The organism is Anaerocolumna sp. AGMB13020 (assembly GCF_033100115.1).
Taxonomy (GTDB): Bacteria; Bacillota; Clostridia; order Lachnospirales; family Lachnospiraceae; genus Anaerocolumna.
In genome coordinates, this window is the sequence record NZ_CP136910.1 from 2,505,536 (window position 1) to 2,528,970 (window position 23,435).

At 41.1% G+C, this 23,435-nt stretch carries 18 protein-coding genes and 7 tRNA genes; 2 read left to right on the top strand and 23 right to left on the bottom strand.

What is annotated here, in order from left to right; all coding sequences use genetic code 11:
* Window positions 1–74 precede the first annotated feature (74 nt).
* The 13 genes from R2R35_RS09945 to R2R35_RS10005 all read right to left on the bottom strand — a co-directional run bounded on the left by R2R35_RS09945 (window position 75) and on the right by R2R35_RS10005 (window position 16,935).
* Window positions 75–1,673, bottom strand: coding sequence for an N-acyl-D-amino-acid deacylase family protein (locus R2R35_RS09945; RefSeq protein WP_317734380.1), 1,599 nt, complete (start codon window positions 1,671–1,673; stop codon window positions 75–77).
* A gap of 18 nt (window positions 1,674–1,691) precedes the next feature.
* A complete protein-coding gene (locus R2R35_RS09950; RefSeq protein ID WP_317734381.1) occupies window positions 1,692–2,876 on the bottom strand; it encodes a YgeY family selenium metabolism-linked hydrolase in 1,185 nt (394 codons plus the stop codon).
* Between the two features lie 45 nt (window positions 2,877–2,921).
* Window positions 2,922–4,118, bottom strand: a complete 1,197-nt coding sequence (gene dpaL, locus R2R35_RS09955; RefSeq protein WP_317734383.1) for a diaminopropionate ammonia-lyase — start codon at window positions 4,116–4,118, stop codon at window positions 2,922–2,924.
* A gap of 66 nt (window positions 4,119–4,184) precedes the next feature.
* Complete coding sequence (locus tag R2R35_RS09960) at window positions 4,185–5,882, bottom strand: 4Fe-4S dicluster domain-containing protein (RefSeq protein WP_317734385.1); 1,698 nt, start codon at window positions 5,880–5,882, stop codon at window positions 4,185–4,187.
* Between the two features lie 99 nt (window positions 5,883–5,981).
* Window positions 5,982–7,325, bottom strand: a complete 1,344-nt coding sequence (gene ssnA / locus R2R35_RS09965) for a putative aminohydrolase SsnA (protein ID WP_317734386.1) — start codon at window positions 7,323–7,325, stop codon at window positions 5,982–5,984.
* A 29-nt stretch (window positions 7,326–7,354) separates the two neighbouring features.
* Window positions 7,355–8,644, bottom strand: a complete 1,290-nt coding sequence (locus R2R35_RS09970) for a dihydroorotase (RefSeq protein WP_317734387.1) — start codon at window positions 8,642–8,644, stop codon at window positions 7,355–7,357.
* 21 nt (window positions 8,645–8,665) lie between these two features.
* Complete coding sequence (locus R2R35_RS09975) at window positions 8,666–9,238, bottom strand: nucleotidyltransferase family protein (protein WP_317734388.1); 573 nt, start codon at window positions 9,236–9,238, stop codon at window positions 8,666–8,668.
* A 379-nt stretch (window positions 9,239–9,617) separates the two neighbouring features.
* Window positions 9,618–10,622, bottom strand: coding sequence for an XdhC/CoxI family protein (locus R2R35_RS09980; protein WP_317734390.1), 1,005 nt, complete (start codon window positions 10,620–10,622; stop codon window positions 9,618–9,620).
* Window positions 10,623–10,674: 52 nt separating this feature from the next.
* Window positions 10,675–11,691, bottom strand: coding sequence for a molybdopterin-binding protein (locus tag R2R35_RS09985; RefSeq protein WP_317734391.1), 1,017 nt, complete (start codon window positions 11,689–11,691; stop codon window positions 10,675–10,677).
* A gap of 329 nt (window positions 11,692–12,020) precedes the next feature.
* Entirely contained in the window at window positions 12,021–12,632 is a 612-nt protein-coding gene (locus R2R35_RS09990) for a TetR/AcrR family transcriptional regulator (protein ID WP_317734392.1), read from the bottom strand.
* A gap of 95 nt (window positions 12,633–12,727) precedes the next feature.
* Window positions 12,728–14,011 (bottom strand): guanine deaminase, encoded by a 1,284-nt coding sequence (guaD, locus tag R2R35_RS09995; RefSeq protein ID WP_317734393.1) that lies wholly within the window; start codon window positions 14,009–14,011, stop codon window positions 12,728–12,730.
* 329 nt (window positions 14,012–14,340) lie between these two features.
* Window positions 14,341–16,080 carry an ABC transporter ATP-binding protein gene (locus tag R2R35_RS10000; protein WP_317734394.1) on the bottom strand — a complete coding sequence of 580 codons (1,740 nt, stop codon included), beginning with the start codon at window positions 16,078–16,080 and terminating at the stop codon, window positions 14,341–14,343.
* Between the two features lie 12 nt (window positions 16,081–16,092).
* The gene (locus R2R35_RS10005; protein ID WP_317734395.1) at window positions 16,093–16,935 is read right to left on the bottom strand and encodes a helix-turn-helix domain-containing protein; all 843 of its coding nucleotides are present in this window, start codon (window positions 16,933–16,935) and stop codon (window positions 16,093–16,095) included.
* A gap of 317 nt (window positions 16,936–17,252) precedes the next feature.
* Here R2R35_RS10005 and R2R35_RS10010 point away from each other — a divergent pair, with 317 nt between their 5' ends.
* Window positions 17,253–18,167 (top strand): glycosyltransferase family 2 protein, encoded by a 915-nt coding sequence (locus R2R35_RS10010; RefSeq protein WP_317734396.1) that lies wholly within the window; start codon window positions 17,253–17,255, stop codon window positions 18,165–18,167.
* Between the two features lie 279 nt (window positions 18,168–18,446).
* Window positions 18,447–19,628 (top strand): ISL3 family transposase, encoded by a 1,182-nt coding sequence (locus R2R35_RS10015; protein ID WP_317730199.1) that lies wholly within the window; start codon window positions 18,447–18,449, stop codon window positions 19,626–19,628.
* Between the two features lie 223 nt (window positions 19,629–19,851).
* On the opposite strand, the gene R2R35_RS10020 is transcribed toward R2R35_RS10015, so the two are convergent.
* The 10 genes from R2R35_RS10020 to R2R35_RS10065 all read right to left on the bottom strand — a co-directional run bounded on the left by R2R35_RS10020 (window position 19,852) and on the right by R2R35_RS10065 (window position 23,345).
* Window positions 19,852–19,931: transfer RNA gene (locus R2R35_RS10020), tRNA-Leu, on the bottom strand.
* Window positions 19,932–19,941: 10 nt separating this feature from the next.
* Window positions 19,942–20,014: transfer RNA gene (locus tag R2R35_RS10025), tRNA-Lys, on the bottom strand.
* 53 nt (window positions 20,015–20,067) lie between these two features.
* A tRNA-Gln gene (locus R2R35_RS10030) sits at window positions 20,068–20,139 on the bottom strand.
* Between the two features lie 16 nt (window positions 20,140–20,155).
* Window positions 20,156–20,229: transfer RNA gene (locus R2R35_RS10035), tRNA-His, on the bottom strand.
* A 91-nt stretch (window positions 20,230–20,320) separates the two neighbouring features.
* Window positions 20,321–20,394: transfer RNA gene (locus R2R35_RS10040), tRNA-Arg, on the bottom strand.
* A 26-nt stretch (window positions 20,395–20,420) separates the two neighbouring features.
* A tRNA-Gly gene (locus R2R35_RS10045) sits at window positions 20,421–20,491 on the bottom strand.
* Between the two features lie 41 nt (window positions 20,492–20,532).
* Window positions 20,533–20,607, bottom strand: a tRNA-Pro gene (locus R2R35_RS10050).
* A 166-nt stretch (window positions 20,608–20,773) separates the two neighbouring features.
* Entirely contained in the window at window positions 20,774–21,256 is a 483-nt protein-coding gene (locus R2R35_RS10055; RefSeq protein WP_317734397.1) for a metallophosphoesterase, read from the bottom strand.
* A 46-nt stretch (window positions 21,257–21,302) separates the two neighbouring features.
* A complete protein-coding gene (locus R2R35_RS10060; RefSeq protein WP_317734778.1) occupies window positions 21,303–21,896 on the bottom strand; it encodes an XTP/dITP diphosphatase in 594 nt (197 codons plus the stop codon).
* A 249-nt stretch (window positions 21,897–22,145) separates the two neighbouring features.
* A complete protein-coding gene (locus R2R35_RS10065; RefSeq protein ID WP_317734398.1) occupies window positions 22,146–23,345 on the bottom strand; it encodes an N-acetylmuramoyl-L-alanine amidase in 1,200 nt (399 codons plus the stop codon).
* Window positions 23,346–23,435 lie beyond the last annotated feature (90 nt).

The following is a 23,435-nucleotide window of genomic DNA, read 5'->3' on the forward strand; positions in this document are numbered from 1 at the left end:
CCTCCGTTTACCTGTATTGAGCTTTTTTTAGTGTGTTCTTTTTATCTTAGTGGATTATGAAAGTCTTTTGACACTCAAAAAAGGCGTCTTAAGACTCTTCCTGCCTGTTTTCCTGTATGTTTACCGTTCTTTACGGCAATCTGCCCATTTACCAGTACATGGCTGATTCCTTCCGGATACTGTATAGGATCTGTATAGGTTCCCTTATCTATGATGGTGTCCGGATGAAATATAGTAATATCCGCATAATAACCGGCCTTTAAGAGCCCCCTGTCCTTTAAGTTCATGGCTTGGGCTGCTTTATACGTTAATTTATACACTGCTTCCTCTAAGGACAATGCTTTTTCTTCTCGTACATACTTTCCCAGTATCCTTGGAAAGGAGCCATACACACGTGGATGGGGTTTCCCCGAAAGAAGTCCATCGGTGCAGGCATTCATTTCTTCTCTTTTCAGTATCTTAATCACTGCTTCTTCTGTACCATAGAAGTCCACCATTCCTACGGCATTGTTTTCCTCCGCCAGCAGATCAAAAGCTGCCTCCAAGGGGTCTATGCCTTTTTGTTCACCGATTTCTTTCAGGCTTTTTCCTACCAGTTCGCGGTTCTTCAAGGATGCGGTACTGGTTATAAAGATTCCCTCTACACCTGCAAACTGAATAAAATTATCCCAGCCAGGTATTCCCGCTTTTATATCCTGCTTCATCTTCTCCCGCTGCCCTTCCTCCTTAAGACGCCTAATCAGCTCATTGGTACCGCCGTCATGTGCCCAGGGGGGTAGAATTATACCCAGCATCGTACTACCGGCCACATAAGGATACTGGTCTAAGGATACCCTGATACCCTCTTCTCTGGCTTTGTCCAGCAGCCGAAGCATATCCTCAAGCTTATCCCAGTTGTCCTTTCCGCATACTTTAAAATGGGAATAATGAATCTTAACACCGGATTTTCTTCCCACCTCAATAATCTCTTCCATGGAGGAAAGTATGGTATCTGCTTCACTCCTCTGATGAACTACAAAAACACCGTCATATTCCGCCACTACCTTACACAGCTCAATAATCTCGGAAGTTTCTGAATAGGCACAGGGTGTATAAATCAGCCCTGAGGAGAGTCCCAGACATCCTGCCTCCATTTCTCTTCTGGTGATTTCACACATCTTTTTTATTTCTTCATCAGATGGTTCTCTGTCAGCAAGTCCCATAGCCTCCATACGCACGTTTCCATGGGGTACCAGATAAGACTCGTTGATACCAGGTCTTGCTTCCTCTATCTGCTTTAAATAGTTTTCCGTGGTTTCATATCCCCAGTTGATAGTGTCACTTTCACCATCCAGCCCGGCTATGTTCTTGCGCCAGGAATCAATATATTCCTTTGGCAGTGGCGCCATTGAAATACCATCCTGTCCCAGTACCTCCGTTGTAATACCCTGCATTACCTTTGGCAATACAAGGGGCTCTGTCAATACCTTTAAATCACTGTGACTGTGGGTGTCAATAAAGCCTGGAGCCGCAACAAGCCCCTCTCCTTCTATTATTTCCTCAAAGCCGTCTTCTGTCAGGAGGGCTTCCGTGCTTATCTCTTTTATTCTGTCGTCTTCCACTATAATATGACCTTTATATAGTGGTGCCCTGCTGCCATCTGCGATCAGAGCATTCTTTATAAGTATCTGCATAAGGGGCCTCCTTTGCTTCTAACGCAGTAATGCTTTCATGATACCGTAATAATTATCAGTTACACGGGTTAACTGATCGATTTCTATATATTCATTTATGGTATGTGCCAGATTTTCTTTGGATGGACCCATTCCAATGGTCTTAATTCCTGCTTCTCCTGCATAATGGCTTCCGTTGGTACAGAAATTATACTGGGTAATGGCAGGTGAATAGCCCATTTCCTTTAATTCTGTGAGCACTGTCTCAATATACGCTTCTTCTTTGTCAAACAGCCAACCGGGAAAGAATCTTTCCCCTTCAATTTCTTCTCCGGTATAGCAGCTTTCCTTTCCCACACTGTAGGATACCCTGGCCTTTAATTCAGGATCATTGCTTTTTAGCTCCGCCAGCAAGGCTTCAATAGGCGCAAGTACACTTTCTTTGGTTTCTCCCACCAGAAGTCTCCTGTCATAAGTAGCACTGCAATACTCCGGCACTACACTGGCACCTGGATATGGGCTGGATTTGATATCTGTTAACTCTAAAATACCTTTCCCAAGCACCGGATGCTCTGTTGGCGTCAGTCCCCGGAGGGCTTCGATAATCTTTGCCATCTTGTATACGGCATTGACACCCTTTTCAGGATTGGCAGAATGTGCGGGAACACCAAAGGTCTCCACTTTTATTTCAGCTCTTCCTCTCTGACCGATTTTCAGATTTAACTCGGAAGCTTCACCTATTACAACAAAGTCCGGTTTTACTGCCTGGCTTATCTTTCTGGCTGCAACTCCTTCAAAGCATTCCTCATGGACTACACCGGCAACATAGATTTCACCGGCGAAATCCTTATCCGTATCCTCTGCAAAATTAGCTGCGGCTGCCGCCATGGCTGCAAGGGCTCCTTTCATATCAGAGGTCCCTCTGCCATAGATCTTCCCGTCATGGATTTCTGCCTCAAAGGGCGGATAAGTCCAGTCTTTGATATTCCCAACGGGTACGGTGTCCATATGTCCGTCAAATAAAAGTTTCTTACCAGGGCGTTTTCCTTTCATAATGCCGATGGTATTTCCATAGCTGTCCTTTATTACCTCATCAAATCCCTTGGAGTAGAAAAACTCCGTCAGCTCTTCGCTTACTCTTTCCTCTTCACCGGAATAGCTCTTTGCCTGCACCAATTTCTGACACAGCTGTATTACCTCTTCTTCTCTTATATTGTTTAGCATCTTTCTTTTCCCGCCTTTCCTGCTTTTATGCTGGTATGCTGCTTATTATGGTCTGGGATATAAGCCATCCCATACAATTTTTCTATAATTCTCCCTGTCCGTATCTCCTTCACTGTTAAAGAACAATACAACGGAATCTTCATTAATACCAAGTTCCTCCTTTATCCATAGTAAAGAGGGATTCGTAAGCACTTCATAGAAAAGACCAAATCCCGCTGCACCGCTTTCACCGGATATGACCCTTCTGTCCTCTCCTATGGGATTTCCCAAGACCCTCATCCCCTGCGCTGCCGAATAATCCGGGCAGGATATAAAATAATCGGAGTAATCCTTTAAGACCTCCCAGCCCACAGTGGTTGGTTCACCGCAGGCAAGCCCCGCCATAATGGTATTCATGTCTCCGGTTACCGGATGTATCTTGCCGTCATTTGCCTTGGCAGTCTTATAGATGCAGGCTGCTTCATTCGGCTCAACAATTGCAGTAACAGGTCTGTCTTCTCCATAAACACCGGCAAAGAATCCCTGTACGGCACCTGCCAGGGAACCGACACCCGCCTGCACAAAGATATGAGTGGGTTTTACTTCCCCTAATTGTTTATACGCTTCATATGCCATGGTAGTATAACCCTGCATGATCCATGTGGGAATATCTTCATAACCCTCCCAGGCAGTATCCTGCACCAATACCCAGCCCTTTTCTCCTGCCTGTTTATCTGCAAGGCGAACTGCATCATCATAATTAAATTCTGTAATTTCTGCCAATGCCCCTTCTGCTTTTATATTTTCAAGTCTTTCCAAGGCACTGCCCTTTGGCATATAGATTATGGATTTCTGCTTTAATTTATTAGCTGTCCAGGCGACTCCTCTGCCATGATTTCCATCAGTTGCAGAAATAAAGGTAATATCGCCGGTCTGCTGTTTCACCTCTTCAGAAATTAACTTGCGGTAAGGAAGCTCTGACAGGTCTTTTCCTAACTTTTCTGCAATGTAATTTCCGATGGCATAACTGCCCCCTAATACTTTAAAGGCATTTAACCCAAAGCGGTAGGATTCATCCTTCACATAAATTCCCTTTACGCCAAGCTGCTTTGAAAGTTCTTTCAAGGCTGCCAAAGGTGTTTCTTCATAAATATCAAAGCTTTTGTGAAAATCCAGTGCCCTTTTTGCTGCCTCAGGCCCTAAATGGCTTATATCTTTCTTTCCGGCAGCTTTCCGTTCAAAATGAACCAGTTCAAAACTCATACCTACCTCTTTTCCGAATATTATCTTAAATATTCCAGTTAACTGTTTTACTTCATAAGCTGCATATCAATTTTTCTTATCCGTTATTTCCTTAAGAAGCTTATCAATATCCGATGGTCCTAATTCTGTAACATTTTTAGTATCCTCAAGGACTTCTGCCGAAACCTCGCAGATTTGCCCTTTCCATCTTATTCGATAGCTGCTCTCCCCATTGCATATACCGGGATTCATACTGTCAAGGAACAGCTCCGGCGTTTCAAAAAGGGTAAACTTCTCTTTATAGGGAATGTGCCCTAAAGGGCAGAAATATACGCAGTTGCCGCATTCATTGCATAAACCGTCGCGATGCAGGATATATACTTTTTCATCTTCCTCCGTCTTTTTGTTTGCCCTGTTAGGACAGACATCGGTGCATTGTCTGCACTTAGCACAAAAAGCCGAGTATTCACTGGCTGGGGTTCTTTTATTCTTCTTGCCTTTATTATGGTAGCAGCTATCCTGTTGGGCAGTCTTTGCCAATGCAGTCAATCTGCCTCTGTCTATTGTTTCAGGAATTTCCTTAAGCTCTGCTGCAATGGCTTTGTCCAGGGCTGTAAGGTTCTTATACCCCCCGGTCTTTAATAGCAGGGTGGAAACTGTGACCGGTTTGATGCCGGTTTCTAATATAGCTGTAATATTTCCGCTGTCAGCTCCTCCAGAATAGGACATGGCAATATCTTCTTCTATTATTTCTTCAAGTGCTTCTCGTAAAGCTGCTGCAACTCCTATGGTTATGGGGTAAAGCGCCGGACCGGACAGATACATAGCCTCTCCCGGAAGCTCCTGATTAATAATCTTTACTGGAAGAGTATTGGTAAGCTTAATGCCAAACTCCTTTCCCAGTTCCATGCTCTTTTCTTTCAGTCCTCCAATTAAGGCAACCGCTTTTTCAAAACTGATGTCATGGCGGAAGATTTCCTCGTTCATTTCCACATAGGAATAGCCGCCTTTTTCCAGTAGTTCATTCACCTTATCATAACCTAAAAGGGTCGGATTACATTTTAGGTGAGTATTCAGTTTCTTCTCTTTCATCAGATAGAGAACAATTTCCTCAATCTCTCCGGAGGGACAGCCATGCATGGTGGAAAGGGTTACCGTGTCACTGATGCAGGAGGGGATAGTTCTTATAAAGTCCTCCGTAACCTTCCCAAACAGTTCCTTTTCCTCTATGGCAGTCCCGGTACATACCTTAAAAACAGTGGTATCTTTTCCTTCCCTCATAGCTTCCAGAAAAGCATTGACAGCAGGAGACTGTATTCCCGCCAGTTGATACCCCACACTCATGTTGAATACAAAGCCATCGTTTCTCCCAAGGTCGAACTCCTTCACCAGTAAATGAAGCAGTATCCAGGCCTTTATGTATTCCTCCAGCGCCTTTTCCGGTGACAGTTCAGAGGACCATTCTGTGTTATAGGCCTCCGTTTCTACATAGATACAGGGCTTAACGATCCCAAGCTCTTCGCCCCACATTACCTGAACAGTCTTTAGTTCAAAATATCTGGCACCTGCTGCGTATGCTGCCAGAATATTTTGTGCCAGCTGGGTATGGGGGCCTGCTGCCGGGCCAAAAGGTGTTTCTATCCTCTGTCCGTTTACCATCAGGCACTCAAATATTTTCTCCGGTCTGATAACCGGAACTCCATAAAAGCTTTTCGTCTCTTTATATTCCATTACTGACTGCCGTAGCAACTCTTTAAATGGTATTGGTCTCAATTTATCACTCATACAAATCCACCCTTCCGGCAATCCCTGCTTCAGCCGTGCTGTACGAATTACTGAACGGCTTATTACTACACAACTCTTTAAATCGTTTCCTTTTAACCCTTATATTGTATTCCACAGCTCTTTAGCAGCTTCCCTGCATTGAAATAACATTTTTTCTTCGTCTTCTGTCAAGAGCTGCCTCTCCTTCATCAGAATCTTACCATTAACCACCACGGTTGAGGTGTCTTTTCCACTCATACCAAAAAGTATATGCCCGTTAATGTTGTCCTTGGTAAGTGGTGTTATGGGCTTGTAATCCATAATTATCACATCTCCAAAAGCTCCGGGAACAAGTTTTCCAAGCCCTGCTTTCCCCTTTGGATTACTGCTCATGACCCGTTCTGCTATAGCAGGATTATTAAAATAGAGCATTTCTGGTATTTCTGTCCAGGCAGCAGAAGGATTTTTGGCTTCATGCTTTTGAAGGATATTGGCTACCTTTAACGATTCCAGCATATCAGAAGTATACCCATCGGTTCCAAGGCCCAGCAGCACCCCTTTTTTGTACATGGTTAATACCTTCGGAGCACCTACCGCATTTCCCATATTGGATTCCGGGTTGTGAACCACCATGGTATTTGTCTCTTTTAAGATATCCATATCCTCTTCGTCAATATGTATGCAATGTGCCGCAATTGTATGTTCCCCAAGGATTCCTTCCTTTAACAGGCGTTTTACTACAGAACTGCCATAGAGAGTTCTGCAGTCCATTTCATCCTTTAAGCCTTCTGCCACATGAATATGGAAACCGGACTGCTTCTCTGTGTTTTCTCTGCACAAAGCCAGCGTAGCCTCACTTAAGGTAAAGGAGGCATGCAATCCCATCAGGGCACTTATCCTACCGGTGTTATCTGCCTTTGTGTAAGCTGCAAATTCATTGTTTTCCCTGACTGCTTCAAGCATCTTGTCCCTGCCGTCACGATCAGAGACCTCATAGGCCAGACAGGTTCTTACACCGCTTGCCTTGGCGGCTTCTGCAATTGCTGCAAGACTTCCCCTAATATGACCGTAACTGGCATGATGATCGATGATGGTCGTCACACCGTTCCTGATACTTTCCATATAGGTTGCTCTGGCGCTTAAACTGCTTTGTTTCAGCGTAAGCCCACGATCGAGCCTCCACCAGGTCCCCTCAAGTATCTCCAAAAAATTCTGAGGGTTATTCCCCGGTATGTTCATACCTCTGGCAAAAGCACTGTATATATGGTGATGCGTATTTATAAGACCCGGCATGATTACACCGCCTTTGGCATCAACAAACTCAGCCTCCTGGTATTTCTCCTTTAGTAAAGGATAAGGCCCAACTTCTGTAATATAATTATCTGTAATGCAGACTGCTCCGTTGTCATAAAAGGTGTTATCCTCATCCCTGGCTACTACTGCTCCGTTACCTATTAAAAGCATATCCTAGCTTCTCCTTCCTGACAGCTTCTTTACAATTCCCGTCTCAAGAAGCGGCCTTTTCCTCCAAGGAATATTCCGTTTCTTACAATCTGCTCTCCCCTTAGGAATACCTGAGAGACAGCTCCCTTTACTTTGTTTCCGTTATAAACAGATTCCGCATCCTGTATCGGATGCTCTGTCTCTCCTTTAAAAACTACAATATCTGCATCTGCTCCGGGAAGCAGCGTTCCTTTTCTGGGATAAAGTCCATACGCTTTTGCCGGACCTTCTGTAAATTTTGGTATGATCTTTTCGCCAAAAGCTTCATACATCGTTAAAAAGGAGTATTGTATCCCACCGATACCCATAGGAATTTGAGAAGTATATTTTTCTCTTTTCAAACTATTATCAAAGGGACAATGATCCGTTCCAATAACCGTAAGATTATCAATCTGTTCTCTGAGTAACTGCATTTCTTTCTCTTCCCGTAAAGGCGGAGTCATGGTATAGCGATACCCGTCTTCTTTTTCATAATATCCGCTGTGGAATAAAAAATAATGGGGACAGCTCTCTAAGAGAATCCTTCCCTTCTTAAGCTCTTCCTGGTAATTCCTAACCAAAAGTTTGACAGAGCTGCCGGCACTGACATGCACGATATATAACTGTCCTTCCCGTTCCTTTGCCATTTCAGCAAGCTTTAGGATTTCTGTTCTTTCACTTAATACGGGTCTGGATTTTTCGTGGTCTTTCACAAGAATATCCGTTCTGGTATCAATCAAGGTATCGTTTTCTGCATGAATAACAATACGTCCCTTTAATTCAGCTGATACCTGAAGGAGTCTGTCAATGTCCCTGTCATAGGTCCTTCTATCCGTATCGGAATAGGTCGTAAAAAGTTTAAGGGAGGGAAGTCCTGCTCTTATCCCTGCTTTCAAAAGATTTGCCGCATCTTCCTTCGGTACTGCAATAGTGGTATGGAAGCTGTAATCCGTAGCACTGAAAGACGCCAGCTCCATTCGTTCTCTAAAAGCCTTTTCAAATTCTGCGCTGCTTTGTATGGGATCGAGAAAATCGATGTATGTAGTTACCCCTCCCAGAGCTCCAAGCACAGAGCCGGTATAAAAATCATCTTTCGAAGTATTCTTGCCTGCCTTTAGTTGAAAATGAACATGGGGGTCAATAAAACCTGGCAGTATTTTGGCACCCTCTGCATCAAACTCCTCCTCGCAGGGAAGGTAACTCTTCGTAACAGCTTCTATCCTGCCGTTTTTAATATAGATATTTTCCTCTCTGAACTGTCCGTCTAAATAGACTAGTCCGTTTACAATTCCCAACTCCATAAGAATCTCTCCTTTTTAAGGTTATAACCTATGCTTTCCCTTTGCCTCTTCATAGTCTTCCGGGGTGTCTATGTCTAACAGCAGCCTTTCATCCTCTATGAGGAATCGTTTTACTTTCTTTGTATGCAGATATTGTTGTAAATCAGCACTATCCTCCAATGGAAGAATTTCTTCTGCTGCCTGCCTGGGAAGCAGTAATGGATGCCCTCCTCTGTTTGCAGTGCTGGGTTTTACAATGCCCGGTATTTCCTTTAACAGTTCTTTACAGAGCTCTGTTGTAAGAAAAGGATAATCTCCAGGCGTCAGAAAGAAATAGGGGCTTTTTACTTCTGCAATGCCAGTCTTTACGGAGGAGAACATCCCTTTTTCATAATCTTTATTCCATATCAGCTGTACTCTGTCACCATAAGGCTCAATTAAAGGATAAAGTCTCTCTATGGAATATCCTCCTACTATGATGATATTTGTGCAGATGGGTAAAAATACTTCAATTACACGGGCAAGCAAAGGCTTTCCTCCAATCAGCAGCTCCAGCTTAAAACCTCCTGCCCGGCTTGAGAGGCCCCCTGCTAATATTACTGCATCTGTATCCATAACTCCTCCTCTTCTTTTACACTAGATTGACTAGTCAATCTAATTTATGCCGATAAAAATTATATCCCAATTTCTAAAACGGGATATACCGGGTTCCTACTACTATTGATAAACGGCAGCTAATTCCTGCTGTATGCAAGCCTGCGTTATATTATTCAGAGAAGGTCAAGATAAGTTAACCGACACCTTTAATATGATATATGAATATGCAAAATAAGCGAAATACATTACCTGCTGTAATATATCTCGCCCGTGAGTTCTTTTTATGTTTAGTAGTTTATCACCCTGTATTATAAATGTCAAACCCTTTTTTACATTGCAAACTAACCTAAGAATTAACCTAAGAATTTATACAGAATAAACATATAAAACTATTTGATTAATAGAAATGGCTATTCCAAGGATTATAATCCTCCATTAGAACCTTCATTGTTCCACCGCACACCATACCTTCTGATTCGGCCACATCCCCTGTCATGTCTATCTCTCGAAGTCTGTATCTCCCTGTCCCAATCATCGTTACTGCTTCATGGATAATTTCCGCCTCCGCACAGCCACCACCTATACTGCCCTTTACACTTCCAGTAGGAAAGACTGCCATCTTAGCTCCTTTTCCTCTGGGTGTAGAGCCCCTGGTTTCCGTCACCGTAACCATACACATGGGTTCTGAACTGCCTGCTGCCAGGAATTCTAGCAGATCATATTCTACCTCTGTTTTTTCCTGTGCCTGTATGTGGTTTCCCAGGCGTTTCCTTTCAATGAGCTGGGCCAGAATGGAAATACTGATTTCCTCCGGTGTTACGGCACCAATGGAAAGCCCGATAGGGGTACACACCCGTTGGAGTCTCTCTTTTTCATACCCTTCCTTTTCCAGGAGTTCAAGTACTGCCTTTACTCTTCTTTTGGAGCCAATCATTCCAAGATAGATCGTCTCCGGTAAGTTTAGGATGCTCTTCAGACAATCCATATCATGGCGATGACCTCTGGTTATAATTACAATGTAGTCATTTCGGGTAATCCGAAGCCTGGGAATAATATGTTCAAAGCTGTCACAGATAACTGTCTCTGCTTCCGGGAATCTGGCCGAACTGGCAAAGGAAGGCCTGTCATCTGCAACCGTCACCTGAAATCCTGTTTTGGCAGAGAACTCTGCCAAAGGTAGAGCAATGTGCCCGCCGCCTAATATTATCAGCCGTTCCTTTGGATAAAATACTTCCGAAATACATAATTCCTCTTTTGATCTTCTCTCAGCCCCAGCACCATTGATTTCTTCCAGATAACGTTTAAGATCAACGGCAACCTCTCCTTCTGCTTTTTGAAGTCTTGTTACCAGCCGCATAGGTTTGTCTTTTTCCAATTCCTCTATTAGCTGTTTGTAAATCATCCCATCACCTCCTCTATCCTGCTCATCAAATAAAACAGGGCATCCCTCTATTCTATTTACCGAACCCGCAGTTCGGAAAAGTACAGATTTCGCAGTTTAAGCAGAGCCCACCATGCCCCAAGGCGGCCAGTTCTTCTGCGGTAACCGGATCCTCTGCCAGAACCCTTGGAAGCATCAGATCAAATATGGTTCGTCTGGCATACATTACACAGCCAGGTAATCCCATGATAGCCCTGTTATTATAATAAGCCAGCATAAACATAGCACCAGGAAGGACAGGAGCACCATAGGATATTACCTTAGCACCAGTATCTTTGATGGCCCCTGGAGTCGTATCATCCGGGTCAACACTCATACCTCCGGTGCATAATACGATTTGGGCACCGGAATCTATTGCCTTTTTAATTGCTGCTGTTATCTTTTCCTTCTCATCGTTTAATATCTCTTGGCTGATAACTTCAACTCCGTATTCTGCAAGCTTATTACGGATTACCGGCCCGAAGGTATCTTTAATTCTTCCATGAAACACTTCGCTTCCTGTGGTAATGATGGCTGCCTTTTTTACCGTAAAAGGCAGCAACTGCATCAGCGGCTCACCATTTCCGATTTCTTTGGCCTTATTCATCTTTTCCTCTTCAATAACCAGAGGTATCACCCTGGTGCCTGCAAGCATATCTCCCTTTTTCACCGGCTGATTGCTATGCATGGTGGCAATTATCATTTCTCCCAGAGAATTTATCTGAAACAGTCTTTCTTTATCAACCTTAAAAAGTCCGTCTTTGTCCGCAACTATATTTATTTTGCCCTCTTTCACCGGAGTCGGCAGCATATTCTCATTTTTGCAGAGACCATACAATATATCCGCTCCTTCGTTTTCATGAAGGATTCCTTCTTTTTTCTCCCAGACATAGAGATTCTCTTTTCCGATGGAGAGTAAGACCGGAATATCCTCCTCCCTGACCACATGTCCTTTACGGAAGATAGCATCATCTATTTCACCTTTAATTATCTGTGTGATATCATGACATAGTACATGCCCTGCTGCTTCTGTTGTTTTAATCGTCTTCAAATTTTTCACATCCTTCTTAAAGGGATATACCATAAAGCAAACTTACCCCTTAAACTTCTGTCAGTTCTTATTTAGCTGGCTTCTGTCTGTATTCTTTTTGAGTACTTTTTCTTTATAAGTTCTTTTTTGTTTTGAGTTCTTTTTTGTTTTGAGTTCTTTTTCTGTATTCTTTTCAACACTTTTTTCACTGGATCTTCTCTGCTTACTATTTACTACTCAACCATTTTTTCCGCTTACCGTTTACTATTCAATATATTTTAAATCTTCCGGTGTACTCTTACTGCTCTCTGTACTGTTCTCAGTGCAGATTTATGTACTGATCCGCAGCATTACTCCAGTATAGTCTTTAATATAACCTCTTTGCTGTATTTAAAATATTCCTCTACATCAAATCTGTCTTCATTAATAAGATACTGCATGGAGGCACCTTCCAGAATTGATACAATAAAATAGGGCAGAAAATTCTTTTTTTGCTCTGAAAGTCCAGGTGCATAGTTATCAAGCATCTTTCTGATTTCCTTCCGCCAGCCTTCAAAAGAAGCATCAAAATTTTCCTGGATATCCGGGTTGGTATGCCCCTGTACCCAGAAATCAATTTCTGCAAAATCATATTTCTTTTCATTTAAGATAAACTCTAACTTCTGTTTGATAAATACCTCTAGTTGATCCTCCAGTGTATTATCTGCCTCAACTTTCAGTCTCTCTCTTAAATCAAGGCATCTTTTTAACACCTTCTTCTGCAAAGCAAGCATCAAATCATTTTTTGTCCGATAGTAATAATGAAGGTTTGATTGTACCATTCCGGCTCTTTCAGCTATAAGATGCATTCTGGTTCCGCAGATGGTATTCTCAACCACCACATCCAATGCTGCATCCAGTATTTTCTCCTCTGGCTTTTCTACTACGCTTTTCACTCTCATCTTTTTATCCTCGCCTCTCATATTGCCACCTAACCGGCATGTAAATTAAATGGTATTGTAAAACTTCTATATTTATTCTGACTACCGTATTTGCTGAATTAATCAATCAAATAGAATCAGACTGCTGCCAATCGTATACCCGCTACATATTTCCCCTTAATATGACGGTCATCAGAGAGATAGATAACTCTCTCAAGTCTTTCTTCTAATGTCAGTGCTTTTTGTGATTGTATATTGCTGTCTTCTATAATCAAAGCATCCAACTCGTAACCCGGCAGAAAACTTCCGACCTTGCCAAACAAAGCTCCCCCGCCCATGGTTCCAAGATAGAACGCCTCCTTGGCAGTCAAGGGTTTTAGCGAAGAATCTTTAAGTCTCCAGCGAAGCTTTGACACCTGTATGGCAGAGACCATGGTGCGAAAAATAGAATTGGAATTACCTCCGGCCATGTCGGTTCCAAGCCCCACTCTCAGCTCAAGGTCAATAAATTTCCTCACCGGAGCAATTCCCGAAGCCAAATTGGTATTAGAGTCAGGGCAATGAGCAATGAAGACACCTTTTGCTTTCATCAGGGCAATTTCTTCCTCTGTGGAATGAACGCAATGAGCCATCACTGCTGTTCCGTTTTCACCAAACAAGCCAAATTTGTCATACGCCTCTCCGTAATGGTCCGTATCAGGACAGAGTTCCTTCACCCATTTGATTTCAGAAAAATTCTCAGAAAGGTGTGACTGAACCGGAACCTTATACTCTTTTTGTATCTGCCCAAGTCCCTCCAGCAGCTCATCCGTACAGGTTGGTACAAATCTGGGGGTAATCACCGGTGTGACATTTTGATATCTTCCCTGACATGCCCTCAGCCATTCAACTGTATCCTCAATAGATTTACTGGTATCCTCTTTTAAGAAATCAGGACAGTTCCTGTCCATGTTTACCTTTCCAACCATACATTTAAGGCCAGTCTGTTCCAGCATATCCATTAAATCAAGGGTAGCCTCTTTATGAACTGTAGCATAGATGCAGGCTCTTGTAGTGGCACCTGCCTGTAAATCTCTGCAGAATATCTTATATGCCTTCCTTGCATATTCCCTGTCAGAATATTTACGCTCTTCCGGAAAGGTATTAGTATTAAGCCAATCTATCAGCTCCATATCCATACCAAGTCCCACAAAGGTATATTGAGGCGCATGTGTATGCATATCAATAAGCCCCGGCACTATAAGATTGTCACCATAATCTGTTAAAGGCAGATCCTTATACTTATCAGGAAGTTCTTTATATATATCTTCTACCAATCCATTAAGACATACCAGATATCCCTTGTCAACTGTCACCAGCTCTGACCTCGATTTCATAAATATAATATTCCCTTTTATGACAAACGAATCTTTCTTCACCATACAACGCCTTTCAAATAAAATGTTACCTACTATTATAATAACATCTTTTTGCTTTTGTGATTCACTGATACGTGTTTCCTTGATAGTTTCCGCTTCGGGTAAGTCTGCAACATAAAAAAAGTCACAAATAACCGTCTTTTCCTCATTGAAAGAAGTAAAAACTATTATTTCTGACTTACTGCAGCCACTTTTTCTACCTATAATATCGGATAACCGCCATAATGTCAAGTGTTACAGTAGAGAAAGAAAGCTACAAAAGGTAAATTTAGTTAAAAACTCACCCTTTATAGCATTTACACTTGACTTAAATTAATCCTATTTAATTATTATCATGCTACTGATTCCTTCTCATAATTTCCCACCGGAGCTTTGTTAACTGCATACAAGGAATTAAAATAACCTTTCGCTTCTATTAAATCTTCGAAGGAACCCTGTTCAGCCACCATCCCCTGGTTCATTACTATGATCTGATCGTATTTGCTTAAAATACTCTCCTCCATCTTATGGGTGATAATTATTTTTGTGAGATTGCCAATACTTAAGATAGCTTCCTCTACTTGTCTGGAGGTCTGGTTATCCAGAGCTGCCGTTGCTTCATCCATCAGTAGAAAGGGGGTCTGCCTGATTAAGCATCTGGCAATTGAGATACGCTGTTTCTCCCCACCGGAGAGATTGGAACCATTCTCTCCGCATTTATACTCCGGTCCTTTCTCTTCAATTAATTTCGTTAATCCGGAACATTTGATGGCATACTCTAACAATTCCTGGTCAAACTTCTGAAACAGGCTTATATTATCGGCGATACTATTATTGAAAACAAATACATTCTGCTGTATGGTGGATACCATATCATACAGACTGGAGGAGTTGATTTCTCTTAACTCATGCCTGTCAAACTTAATCTGTCCTTCATAGTTCCTGTGGTATCCTAATAAAAGATTTACCAGTGTAGATTTACCACTGCCGCTACCTCCTACAATAGCATAACTCTTACCCTTCTCAAACTTAAGATTCACATTCTTAAGGGTTCTTGCGCCTTCTTCGTATCCAAAGGAAACATTCTCATAAATTATTCCCTCTTCAACAGCCGTAAGCTCCCGGCTTCCTTCCGGGTCTTCACTGACCTCAGCCAGCTTTCCTATTTTATCAATTAATGCTCCTGCCGCTTTCCTGTTAACGATCAGCTGCCCTAAACTATTTATAGGACCTAAGACATAATTAAGCAGCTGAATATAAGCAACTACCACACCTGCTGTGATAACACCCTGTAAGGCGAAATATACACCCATACCAAATACCGTCAGCTCTACAACCAGACCTGACAGGATGTTAAGTATTTCAACAGAGTCATTAAGGTCGCCTCTTCTTTTTTTGGTCTGCTCCAGCTCTCCATTTTTTTCTTCAAAGTTATGATAGATTTCCTTATCTACCTTAAAGCTTTTAATAACCGGAAAACCAGCCAGCAAGTCCTTTAAGAGATCTAAAAAGGTAGCATTTTCCTCTGATACGTTTGTTTCCGCTTTCGTCAGTTTATTCCCGTACAGAACGGACACCAGTATGGGCAACAGGCTGGCCAGCATAGTACAAAGGAAAATCTTCCAGTTATAATACGCCATTGCAGCTACTCCTCCAAGAAACATAGCTCCATGCAAAATAATACCAAAAGTACCTCTTAAATAGTTCTGCTCAATAGAAGCCAGATCATTACTGAATGCTGAAAGATAAGTACTGGAAGACTCTTTATGGAAAGAGTTTATATTTTTATTCAGGATTCTTCCAAAGATATAATTTTTATATTGCAACAAGGCCCGCTTTATAAAATGATTCAGAAATATCTTCTTCATAAACTGTGTGACTACCATCGCAGCCATAACAATAGCAAAGATTATCATAGCCCTCCAGAATTCCTTCATGGTGCCGCCGTATGCCACGTCAAGAAATAACTGAAGGACAACAGCAATCGCTACCTGTGTGATTACAAAGATTAAGAGTGTAAGCACAGTTCCCGCAAAATTTAAGTGATTCTTCTTATAAAACTGCTTTGTATAAATATTATTGTTTTGCTTCATATAATATCCTTTCTATTTCTGCAGCAATGGTTTCTTTCTATCATAAAATATTGGGTACATCATATAAGGCTGTTTAATAATCTCCTTAGCAAACAGGAGAAAAGGCAGAACTGACGGATTATCTATAAGGCAATAGGAAACCAGAAAACCTTCCTCGGTTTCTATCTCTTGTTTGATAACTATTTCTATATTGCATAGTTCATGTAACATGTTTTCTATTTCTTCTTCCTCCAGCTTAAGGTTCTTACACAGGAACTTCACGGTAAAACCATCATTTTTTCGCTGATTCAGATACAGAACAAGTTTCATCATATTTTTCTTACCCAGGGTTTGAAAAAGCTTTTGATAATCCTCCTCATCCGGCAGGTCGTATTTATTTCCTTCCTCTACTTCCGGCAGCAGAAAGAAATAATGAAAATCCTTTGATAATTTTGCAAAGATATAGCCTTTATCCGTTATAATTCTGGAATAGAACTGATTTATATCATCCTCGTACATCTCTTCTATATCCCGTATAATCGAAGTGGAGGCCTGACCCAATATTCCAAGAATAATGCTCCAGCAATAGTTAAAACATTTTTCGTATTTCTCATCATCTGCCAGCTCAATAAGTTCATGCCGGATAGCCAATCCTATATTCTGCTTGATTTCTTCTGTCCTTCCAAAGAGACTATCGATAGTAACTTCAAAAAAATCTGCAATGGAAGGCAGTAACTCTGCATCCGGTACACCACCGCACTCCCATTTAGAAACTGCCTGTGTCGTCACACCCACAGCTTTCCCAAGCTCCTCCTGGGTTACCTGCTTCTTTTGCCGTAATTCCTTTATTCTCTTGCCCAATATACCAACTGCCATGATAACCTCCAACTAAAAATAGATCCTTCGCGAATTCATTATCTTTATGGTTTAACTATATATCATTTTTGGGTTGAATACAAACAACTAATCTTATGCAAAATCAACCGTGGGTTTAATTTGCATAAATCTAAGTTGCTCTTCCTTGTTGTATTTTAGGAATATCACATGAATTATGGATAATCATTCATAATTCCTTTCAGAATCCGATAGTAATATATAGTAAATAATGATATAATTTATTTACTTTAATATCAAATAGCGGTGGGTTTAATTATTGTAAAATGCCGTCTTAGGCGGCGGAATGAGAGGCAGTTATGAACGAACCACTGGTCAGTATTATTGTACCACTATACAATGGGGAGCAAACAATTGAACGATGCCTAACCAGCATCCGTAATCAAAGTTATAAAAACATTGAAGTACTTGTGGTAAATGACGGAAGTAGAGATCACAGTATGAAGATCCTGAAGAAATTCGAAGAAACGGATCCCCGCTTTCAAATAATAAATAAAACAAATTCCGGCGTAAGCGACAGCAGAAATGTTGGTATGAAACATGCCAGAGGAAAATACCTGCAATTTGTCGATAGTGATGACTGGCTTGTAAAAGATGCAACAGAGACCTTTGTCACCGCTGCTGAAAACTATAATTGCGATATGATAATCACAGATTACCACAGAGTGGTAAACCGTAAGATCTATATCAAAGGACACATACCCAAAGAAGGTTTAATGAGTCGCAGGGAATTTGCCGAATATATGATGAAGGCACCTGCTAACTTCTACTATGGTGTTATGTGGAATAAGTTTTTTCGGACTGATATTGTAAAATCCCATAAACTTAAATGCTCAAAAGACCTAAACTGGTGTGAGGATTTTTTATTTAATCTGGAATACCTGCAATATATAACGGATGTTTGTGTAATAAAGAAACCGGTTTACTATTACGTAAAAACCAAAGGAAGTCTTGTAGCAACCCAGGTAAATTTAAAGCAGACCGTCAGAACCAAACGCATCCTCTTCGATTATTACAAAGATCTTTATAAGAGCATTGATATCTATGATGAAAACAAACTGCGAATTCAAATGTTTTATCTGGCGGTCGCCAGGGACCCTGGAAAACGCAAGAAATCTGTCCCTTCGACTAAAAACGCAGAAAAGGTTAAAAAAACTTCTCTGCCTAAAAACAAGTCCTCTGATAAAGCGAGAAAAAAACTTCCCGTAGAATAATTGCTCTGACTACATATGCATTAGGCCTTGCAGATGCAAAAAACTGTTTGCTTTAATTCTTTCGAATAACTATCGTCAAATAACTTACAAATTTCATGAGGCTTTTGGCATGGCATCAAACCAATATAATAAAAAATAGGTTCTATACTGAATGTTGGGGTGTGCTTGAAAAGCACACTTCCAACATTCTTTTAGTTGTAATAAAATACATCTATAAGAAGCCTCCCAAACGCATTATCCCGACCAAAGTTTAATGTTAACGGAGGTGACCTCTTATAGATGTACCCTAATTATAGCAAGGCATTCTTAGACTTGAAAGATGTTTTTGTAAAAAAAGTGATTCAGGCAGATTCTTTTTTAAAGGTTTTCATTGAAACTAAACCTTCTGAGCAGACCTGTCCTTGTTGTGGCTGTAAAACAAAAAGAGTTCATGACTATCGAATCCAGGAAATTAATGACACTCCTTTCCAAGGTAAAACCGTCATTCTGGTTCTAAGAAAACGACGTTATTTATGTACCTCCTGCGGAAAACGATTTTTGGAACACTATTCTTTTCTTCCTACCTATCACCGCAGAACAAGGAGACTGGCTTTTTATGTTATATCTCTCCTTCGGCAGACTTTTTCTCTCAAGCAGGTTTCAATCCTTACCGGGGTTTCCGTCCCTACAATCTGCAGACTTTTGGATACCATCCATTATGCACCCCCAGATAAACTTCCTGAGGCTGTTTCTATTGATGAATTTAAAGGCAATGCCTCTACTGGGAAATATCAGTGTATCCTCGTTGATCCTAAAAAACACCGGATTCTGGATATTCTTCCAGACCGCACTCAGAGCCATCTGGCTGATTACTGGAGAAACATTACAAGAAAGGAAAGGCTGAAAGTAAAGTTCTTTGTCTGTGACATGTGGCTTCCCTATGTGGAGCTGGCCAGGACCTTCTTTCCAAATGCAAAGATTATAGTGGACAAGTATCATTTCATTCGTCAGGTCACATGGGCTATCGAAAATGTTCGTAAACGGCTCCAAAAATCCATGCCGACTTCTCTTCGAAAATACTATAAACGAAGCCGGAAGCTGATTTTGACCCGCTATAGAAAGCTGAAAGACGAGAACAAACAAGCCTGTGATCTGATGCTCCAGTATAGTGATGACCTACGGTTGGCGCACATGATGAAAGAATGGTTTTATGACATCAGCCAGCTGGAGTCCTATCGTAAGCAACAGCAGGAATTCGATGATTGGATATCTAATGCAAGAGGATGCGGTATTAAAGAATTCGAGAAATGTGCAAAAACGTTCCAGTCTTGGAGAAAAGAAATCTTAAATGCCTTCAAATATGGCATTACAAACGGTGTCACAGAAGGATTTAACAATAAGATTAAAGTATTAAAACGAAGTTCTTATGGAATCCGAAACTTTAACCGGTTCCGTACTCGGATACTTCATTGTACATCATAGGAAAAATGGTCGGGATATGGAGGCTTATTTTGCATGCCCAAAACAGCATACAGTAGAATGAACTATCGAAACAGCTCTAAACGTAAGAAAGGAGCGGGATTCATACGAATCCCACCCCAACTATTGACAAAGAGCCAAAAAATAACCACTACCTTATGGTAATGGTTATTTCTTGGTTTATGCCTGATATTTGATTTCTCATAATCACTGCAATTCCTTATAATGCGGATGACAGGACTTGAACCTGCACGGTATCCCACTAGATCCTAAGTCTAGCGCGTCTGCCAATTCCGCCACATCCGCTTATTATAAATGAGACATCCGGGATTCGAACCCGGGACACCTTGATTAAAAGTCAAGTGCTCTACCAACTGAGCTAATATCCCAAATAATATATAACACCATTCGCGGCAGGTTCCCTGATTTCAGCGATGGCTGACTGGGCTGGCTGGATTTGAACCAGCGACTGCAGGAGTCAAAGTCCTGTGCCTTACCGCTTGGCGACAGCCCAATGGTACTATTACCAAGGTGGATAAAGGGATTCGAACCCTTGGCCTCCAGAGCCACAATCTGGCGCGCTAACCAACTGCGCTATACCCACCATAAAACAATAACACCTTATCTTGTCCACATTAACCCTACGCAGGAGCTGTCAATATCAACTGACGTATACTTGTCTTTACAAGATAAAATGTGCCAGAAGGGATTCGAACCCCCGACACATGGCTTAGAAGGCCATTGCTCTATCCAACTGAGCTACTAGCACACATATGATGTATATTACATACATCAAGCGGGTGATGGGAATCGAACCCACGTATCTAGCTTGGAAGGCTAGTGTTCTACCATTGAACTACACCCGCGTATGAAATTTTATCTTTAGCCACCTTAACAAAAGTATAAGTCGGGGTGACAGGATTCGAACCTGCGACCTCTTGATCCCAAATCAAGCGCGCTAGCCAAGCTGCGCCACACCCCGTTAGGCTTTTATTTTTTGCGGCTTTCGTGACGCAAGAATCATTATATATTATGCCAACATAATTGTCAACAACTTTTTAAACTTTTTTAAATTTTTCTACAATGTCTTGTCTTGGCAGATTTTAAGGCTTATTGTTTATGCTTTTCCGTGGATTATTAAGGTACTCTCAAGGCAGGTAATTAAGGCTGAAATGAGCCTTTCCCTGACTGTCTATCTCCATAATAATATAAGAGGGTTTACCGTTCTCCTGCCGGGGCTGGCTGATGCTGCCGGGGTTTACTGCCCACACACCCGTACTTAAATCGATAGACGGTCTGTGGGTATGTCCATACAAAACAATATCAGCACCTTGCAAAAGAGCTGCTTCTTTTAGTCTCCCCGTACCAAAATTAACACCATACCGATGTCCATGTGTCATTAGTATTGTATGGCAGCCAAGGGTTATAATCTTCTCTTTTGGTACGTCTGCAAAAAAATCATTGTTTCCAGATACAAATTCCACGGGACAAAAGGCTATTGAACTAATATAGTCTTCACCGCTTTCAAAGTCCCCTAAATGAAGCATTAAATCCAGTGGGCTTACCTTCGAAATAACTCTTTCCAAATTGCTTAATCTTCCATGGGTATCACTTACGATTAGTATTTTCATAAATTCCTTTATGACCCGATTATAGCCTTTCTGCTAATATTTATTGTTACATCCATTCCTTTAATTTATCCTTCATTTCCTTTAAGGCCTTACCTCGATGACTTACCTCATTCTTAACCTCCGGGGATAAATCAGCGGAGGTGCAGCCATACTCAGGTACCCAGAATATAGGGTCGTAGCCAAATCCATTTTCACCGGAAATAGTATCACCGATTAATCCCTCAAACACACCTCTGGTTGTCAGAATTCTGCCATCTGGAAAAGCACAGGCAATAACACATACGAATCTGGCACTCCTGTCACTCCCTTTAAGTCCTTTTAACCTGTCGAGTATATAATTGTTCTTAATATCATAGGAAGTATCCTCTCCCATAAAACGTGCAGAATAAACACCAGGGCCTTTATCCATGGCATCTACCTCCAGCCCTGAATCATCTGCCAGAACAATCTCCCCTGTCATTTCCATAATTGCTTTGGCTTTGATTATCGCATTTGCTTCAAAGGTATCACCGTCTTCTATAATATCAATATCTATACCGGCTTCCTTCATAGATATCACCTGGTAATCCAGATCCTTAAGGAGCATTCTTATTTCTTTCATTTTGCCCTCATTTCCCGTGGCAAATATAATTCTTTGCATCATTGTACCTCTTATATACCCCATGCCTTTCAGCCGGTGCTGTCACAAATAATACAGATGGACAGACCCTATTGTGGCACCTTTCTAATAATTAATATATTTCACATTTTCGAGCAATTTTGACAACCGCTTCTCCGACATCAAAAAGCTATAAAATCCAGGATGAACTTTTACTCATTTATGCGTATTTTATGGGTGCTTCGTTCCAGGAGAATATTTTATCTTAAAACAAATTGAATCTTTATATCCTTATTTCGTGACTTCTTTTTCAGCAAGAGCTCTCTTTATAATCTGGGTAATTGCTTTTCCTATTTCTTTTTCTCTTTTATTGGATTTTAAGAACTCCAGTTCCTGGGGATTTGACATAAAACCCACTTCGATTAACACAACCGGTACCTGTGATTTATTAATAATCAACATTTCGTCGCCAGCAACCAAACCTCTGTTAACATAACCGGTCACTGTTTTCATTTCTTCCAATGCTATTCTTGCTAGCTGTTCAGAACTATAGGAAATCTTGCCCCAATTACTCTTATACAATACCTCAAGCCCTCTTGGCAGCGAGGATTCACTGGAATTACAATGAATGCTGATAAATAGATCAGCTTCTGTTTCATTTGCCAGATTAACTCTTGGATTCAGGTAAATCGTTCTATCGTCAGTTCTGGTGTAATATACCTTTATATTCTCCTTATCCAACAGCTCCTTAACATATAAGAGTATCTGAAGATTTATCTCTTTCTCATAACAAGAACCATCAGCTGCTTCTGCGCCGGGATCTTTTCCTCCATGTCCCGCATCCAAAACAACTATATGCTCGTAGACATCAGAAGGTTTTTTTAATGAAATATAGACCTGTCCCTCCTCTTCTAACATAAAAGGTGCATAAACATGATCCAGCACTAAACTTATGATTGCTTCGTAGGTTCCGTCTTCTTTCTTATTATAGTCAATATCTATTTTAGTAACAGGGTCCGTATTTTCAAACTCCGGTATTATACCATAGGAAATCTCTCCATCCTCCGCATTTAATACCTCCGGTACCAGATATCCGCTCTTTTCTGCTTCTGCCCTTTGTGAAACAATGCCCTGATAGCTTTCTTTTTTGTTTACTCTTACAATATTATCTTCTGTCAAGCTCTTGTCTTTTAAGCCTTTTATTATCAAAGTCAGGCTTTTGTTAATAGAGTCCTCACTTATTGTAATTTCCTTATTAACATCCTTATTTATTGCTATATATTTATCCCCTAGTTCATCTTTCAATTCATCGACGGTAGAAAGGTAATCTTTACTATCATTTTGCTTTTCATAAACCGTTTTGATTGCAGCCAAAGCAGAATCATCCCCCACAAGATCTGCTTTATAAGATAAAATCAGTGAAAATATAACTACCGACAGCATCAGACCAAAGGTGAAAACTGCCGTATACTTTAGCACTTTATCTCCCATTCTATAATCCCCCTGATAGAACGATTATACTATGCATCTAATTTTTCTACAATAAGCAAAATATTATTACATATATCTCAATTTTAAAAA

Bases quoted from the DNA above. Each gene is read 5' to 3' on its own strand.
- R2R35_RS09970 (WP_317734387.1), bottom strand. From the start codon at position 8,644: ATGGAGTTGGGAATTGTAAACGGACTAGTCTATTTAGACGGACAGTTC.
- R2R35_RS10055 (WP_317734397.1), bottom strand. From the start codon at position 21,256: ATGAAAATACTAATCGTAAGTGATACCCATGGAAGATTAAGCAATTTG.
- R2R35_RS10000 (WP_317734394.1), bottom strand. From the start codon at position 16,080: ATGAAGCAAAACAATAATATTTATACAAAGCAGTTTTATAAGAAGAAT.
- R2R35_RS09950 (WP_317734381.1), bottom strand. From the start codon at position 2,876: ATGCTAAACAATATAAGAGAAGAAGAGGTAATACAGCTGTGTCAGAAA.
- R2R35_RS09960 (WP_317734385.1), bottom strand. From the start codon at position 5,882: ATGAGTGATAAATTGAGACCAATACCATTTAAAGAGTTGCTACGGCAG.
- R2R35_RS09945 (WP_317734380.1), bottom strand. From the start codon at position 1,673: ATGCAGATACTTATAAAGAATGCTCTGATCGCAGATGGCAGCAGGGCA.
- R2R35_RS10015 (WP_317730199.1), top strand. From the start codon at position 18,447: ATGTACCCTAATTATAGCAAGGCATTCTTAGACTTGAAAGATGTTTTT.
- R2R35_RS09980 (WP_317734390.1), bottom strand. From the start codon at position 10,622: ATGATTTACAAACAGCTAATAGAGGAATTGGAAAAAGACAAACCTATG.
- guaD (WP_317734393.1), bottom strand. From the start codon at position 14,011: ATGGTGAAGAAAGATTCGTTTGTCATAAAAGGGAATATTATATTTATG.
- R2R35_RS10060 (WP_317734778.1), bottom strand. From the start codon at position 21,896: ATGCAAAGAATTATATTTGCCACGGGAAATGAGGGCAAAATGAAAGAA.
- R2R35_RS09975 (WP_317734388.1), bottom strand. From the start codon at position 9,238: ATGGATACAGATGCAGTAATATTAGCAGGGGGCCTCTCAAGCCGGGCA.
- R2R35_RS09990 (WP_317734392.1), bottom strand. From the start codon at position 12,632: ATGAGAGGCGAGGATAAAAAGATGAGAGTGAAAAGCGTAGTAGAAAAG.
- ssnA (WP_317734386.1), bottom strand. From the start codon at position 7,325: ATGCTTTTAATAGGTAACGGAGCAGTAGTAGCCAGGGATGAGGATAAC.
- R2R35_RS10005 (WP_317734395.1), bottom strand. From the start codon at position 16,935: ATGGCAGTTGGTATATTGGGCAAGAGAATAAAGGAATTACGGCAAAAG.
- R2R35_RS10065 (WP_317734398.1), bottom strand. From the start codon at position 23,345: ATGGGAGATAAAGTGCTAAAGTATACGGCAGTTTTCACCTTTGGTCTG.
- R2R35_RS10010 (WP_317734396.1), top strand. From the start codon at position 17,253: ATGAACGAACCACTGGTCAGTATTATTGTACCACTATACAATGGGGAG.
- dpaL (WP_317734383.1), bottom strand. From the start codon at position 4,118: ATGAGTTTTGAACTGGTTCATTTTGAACGGAAAGCTGCCGGAAAGAAA.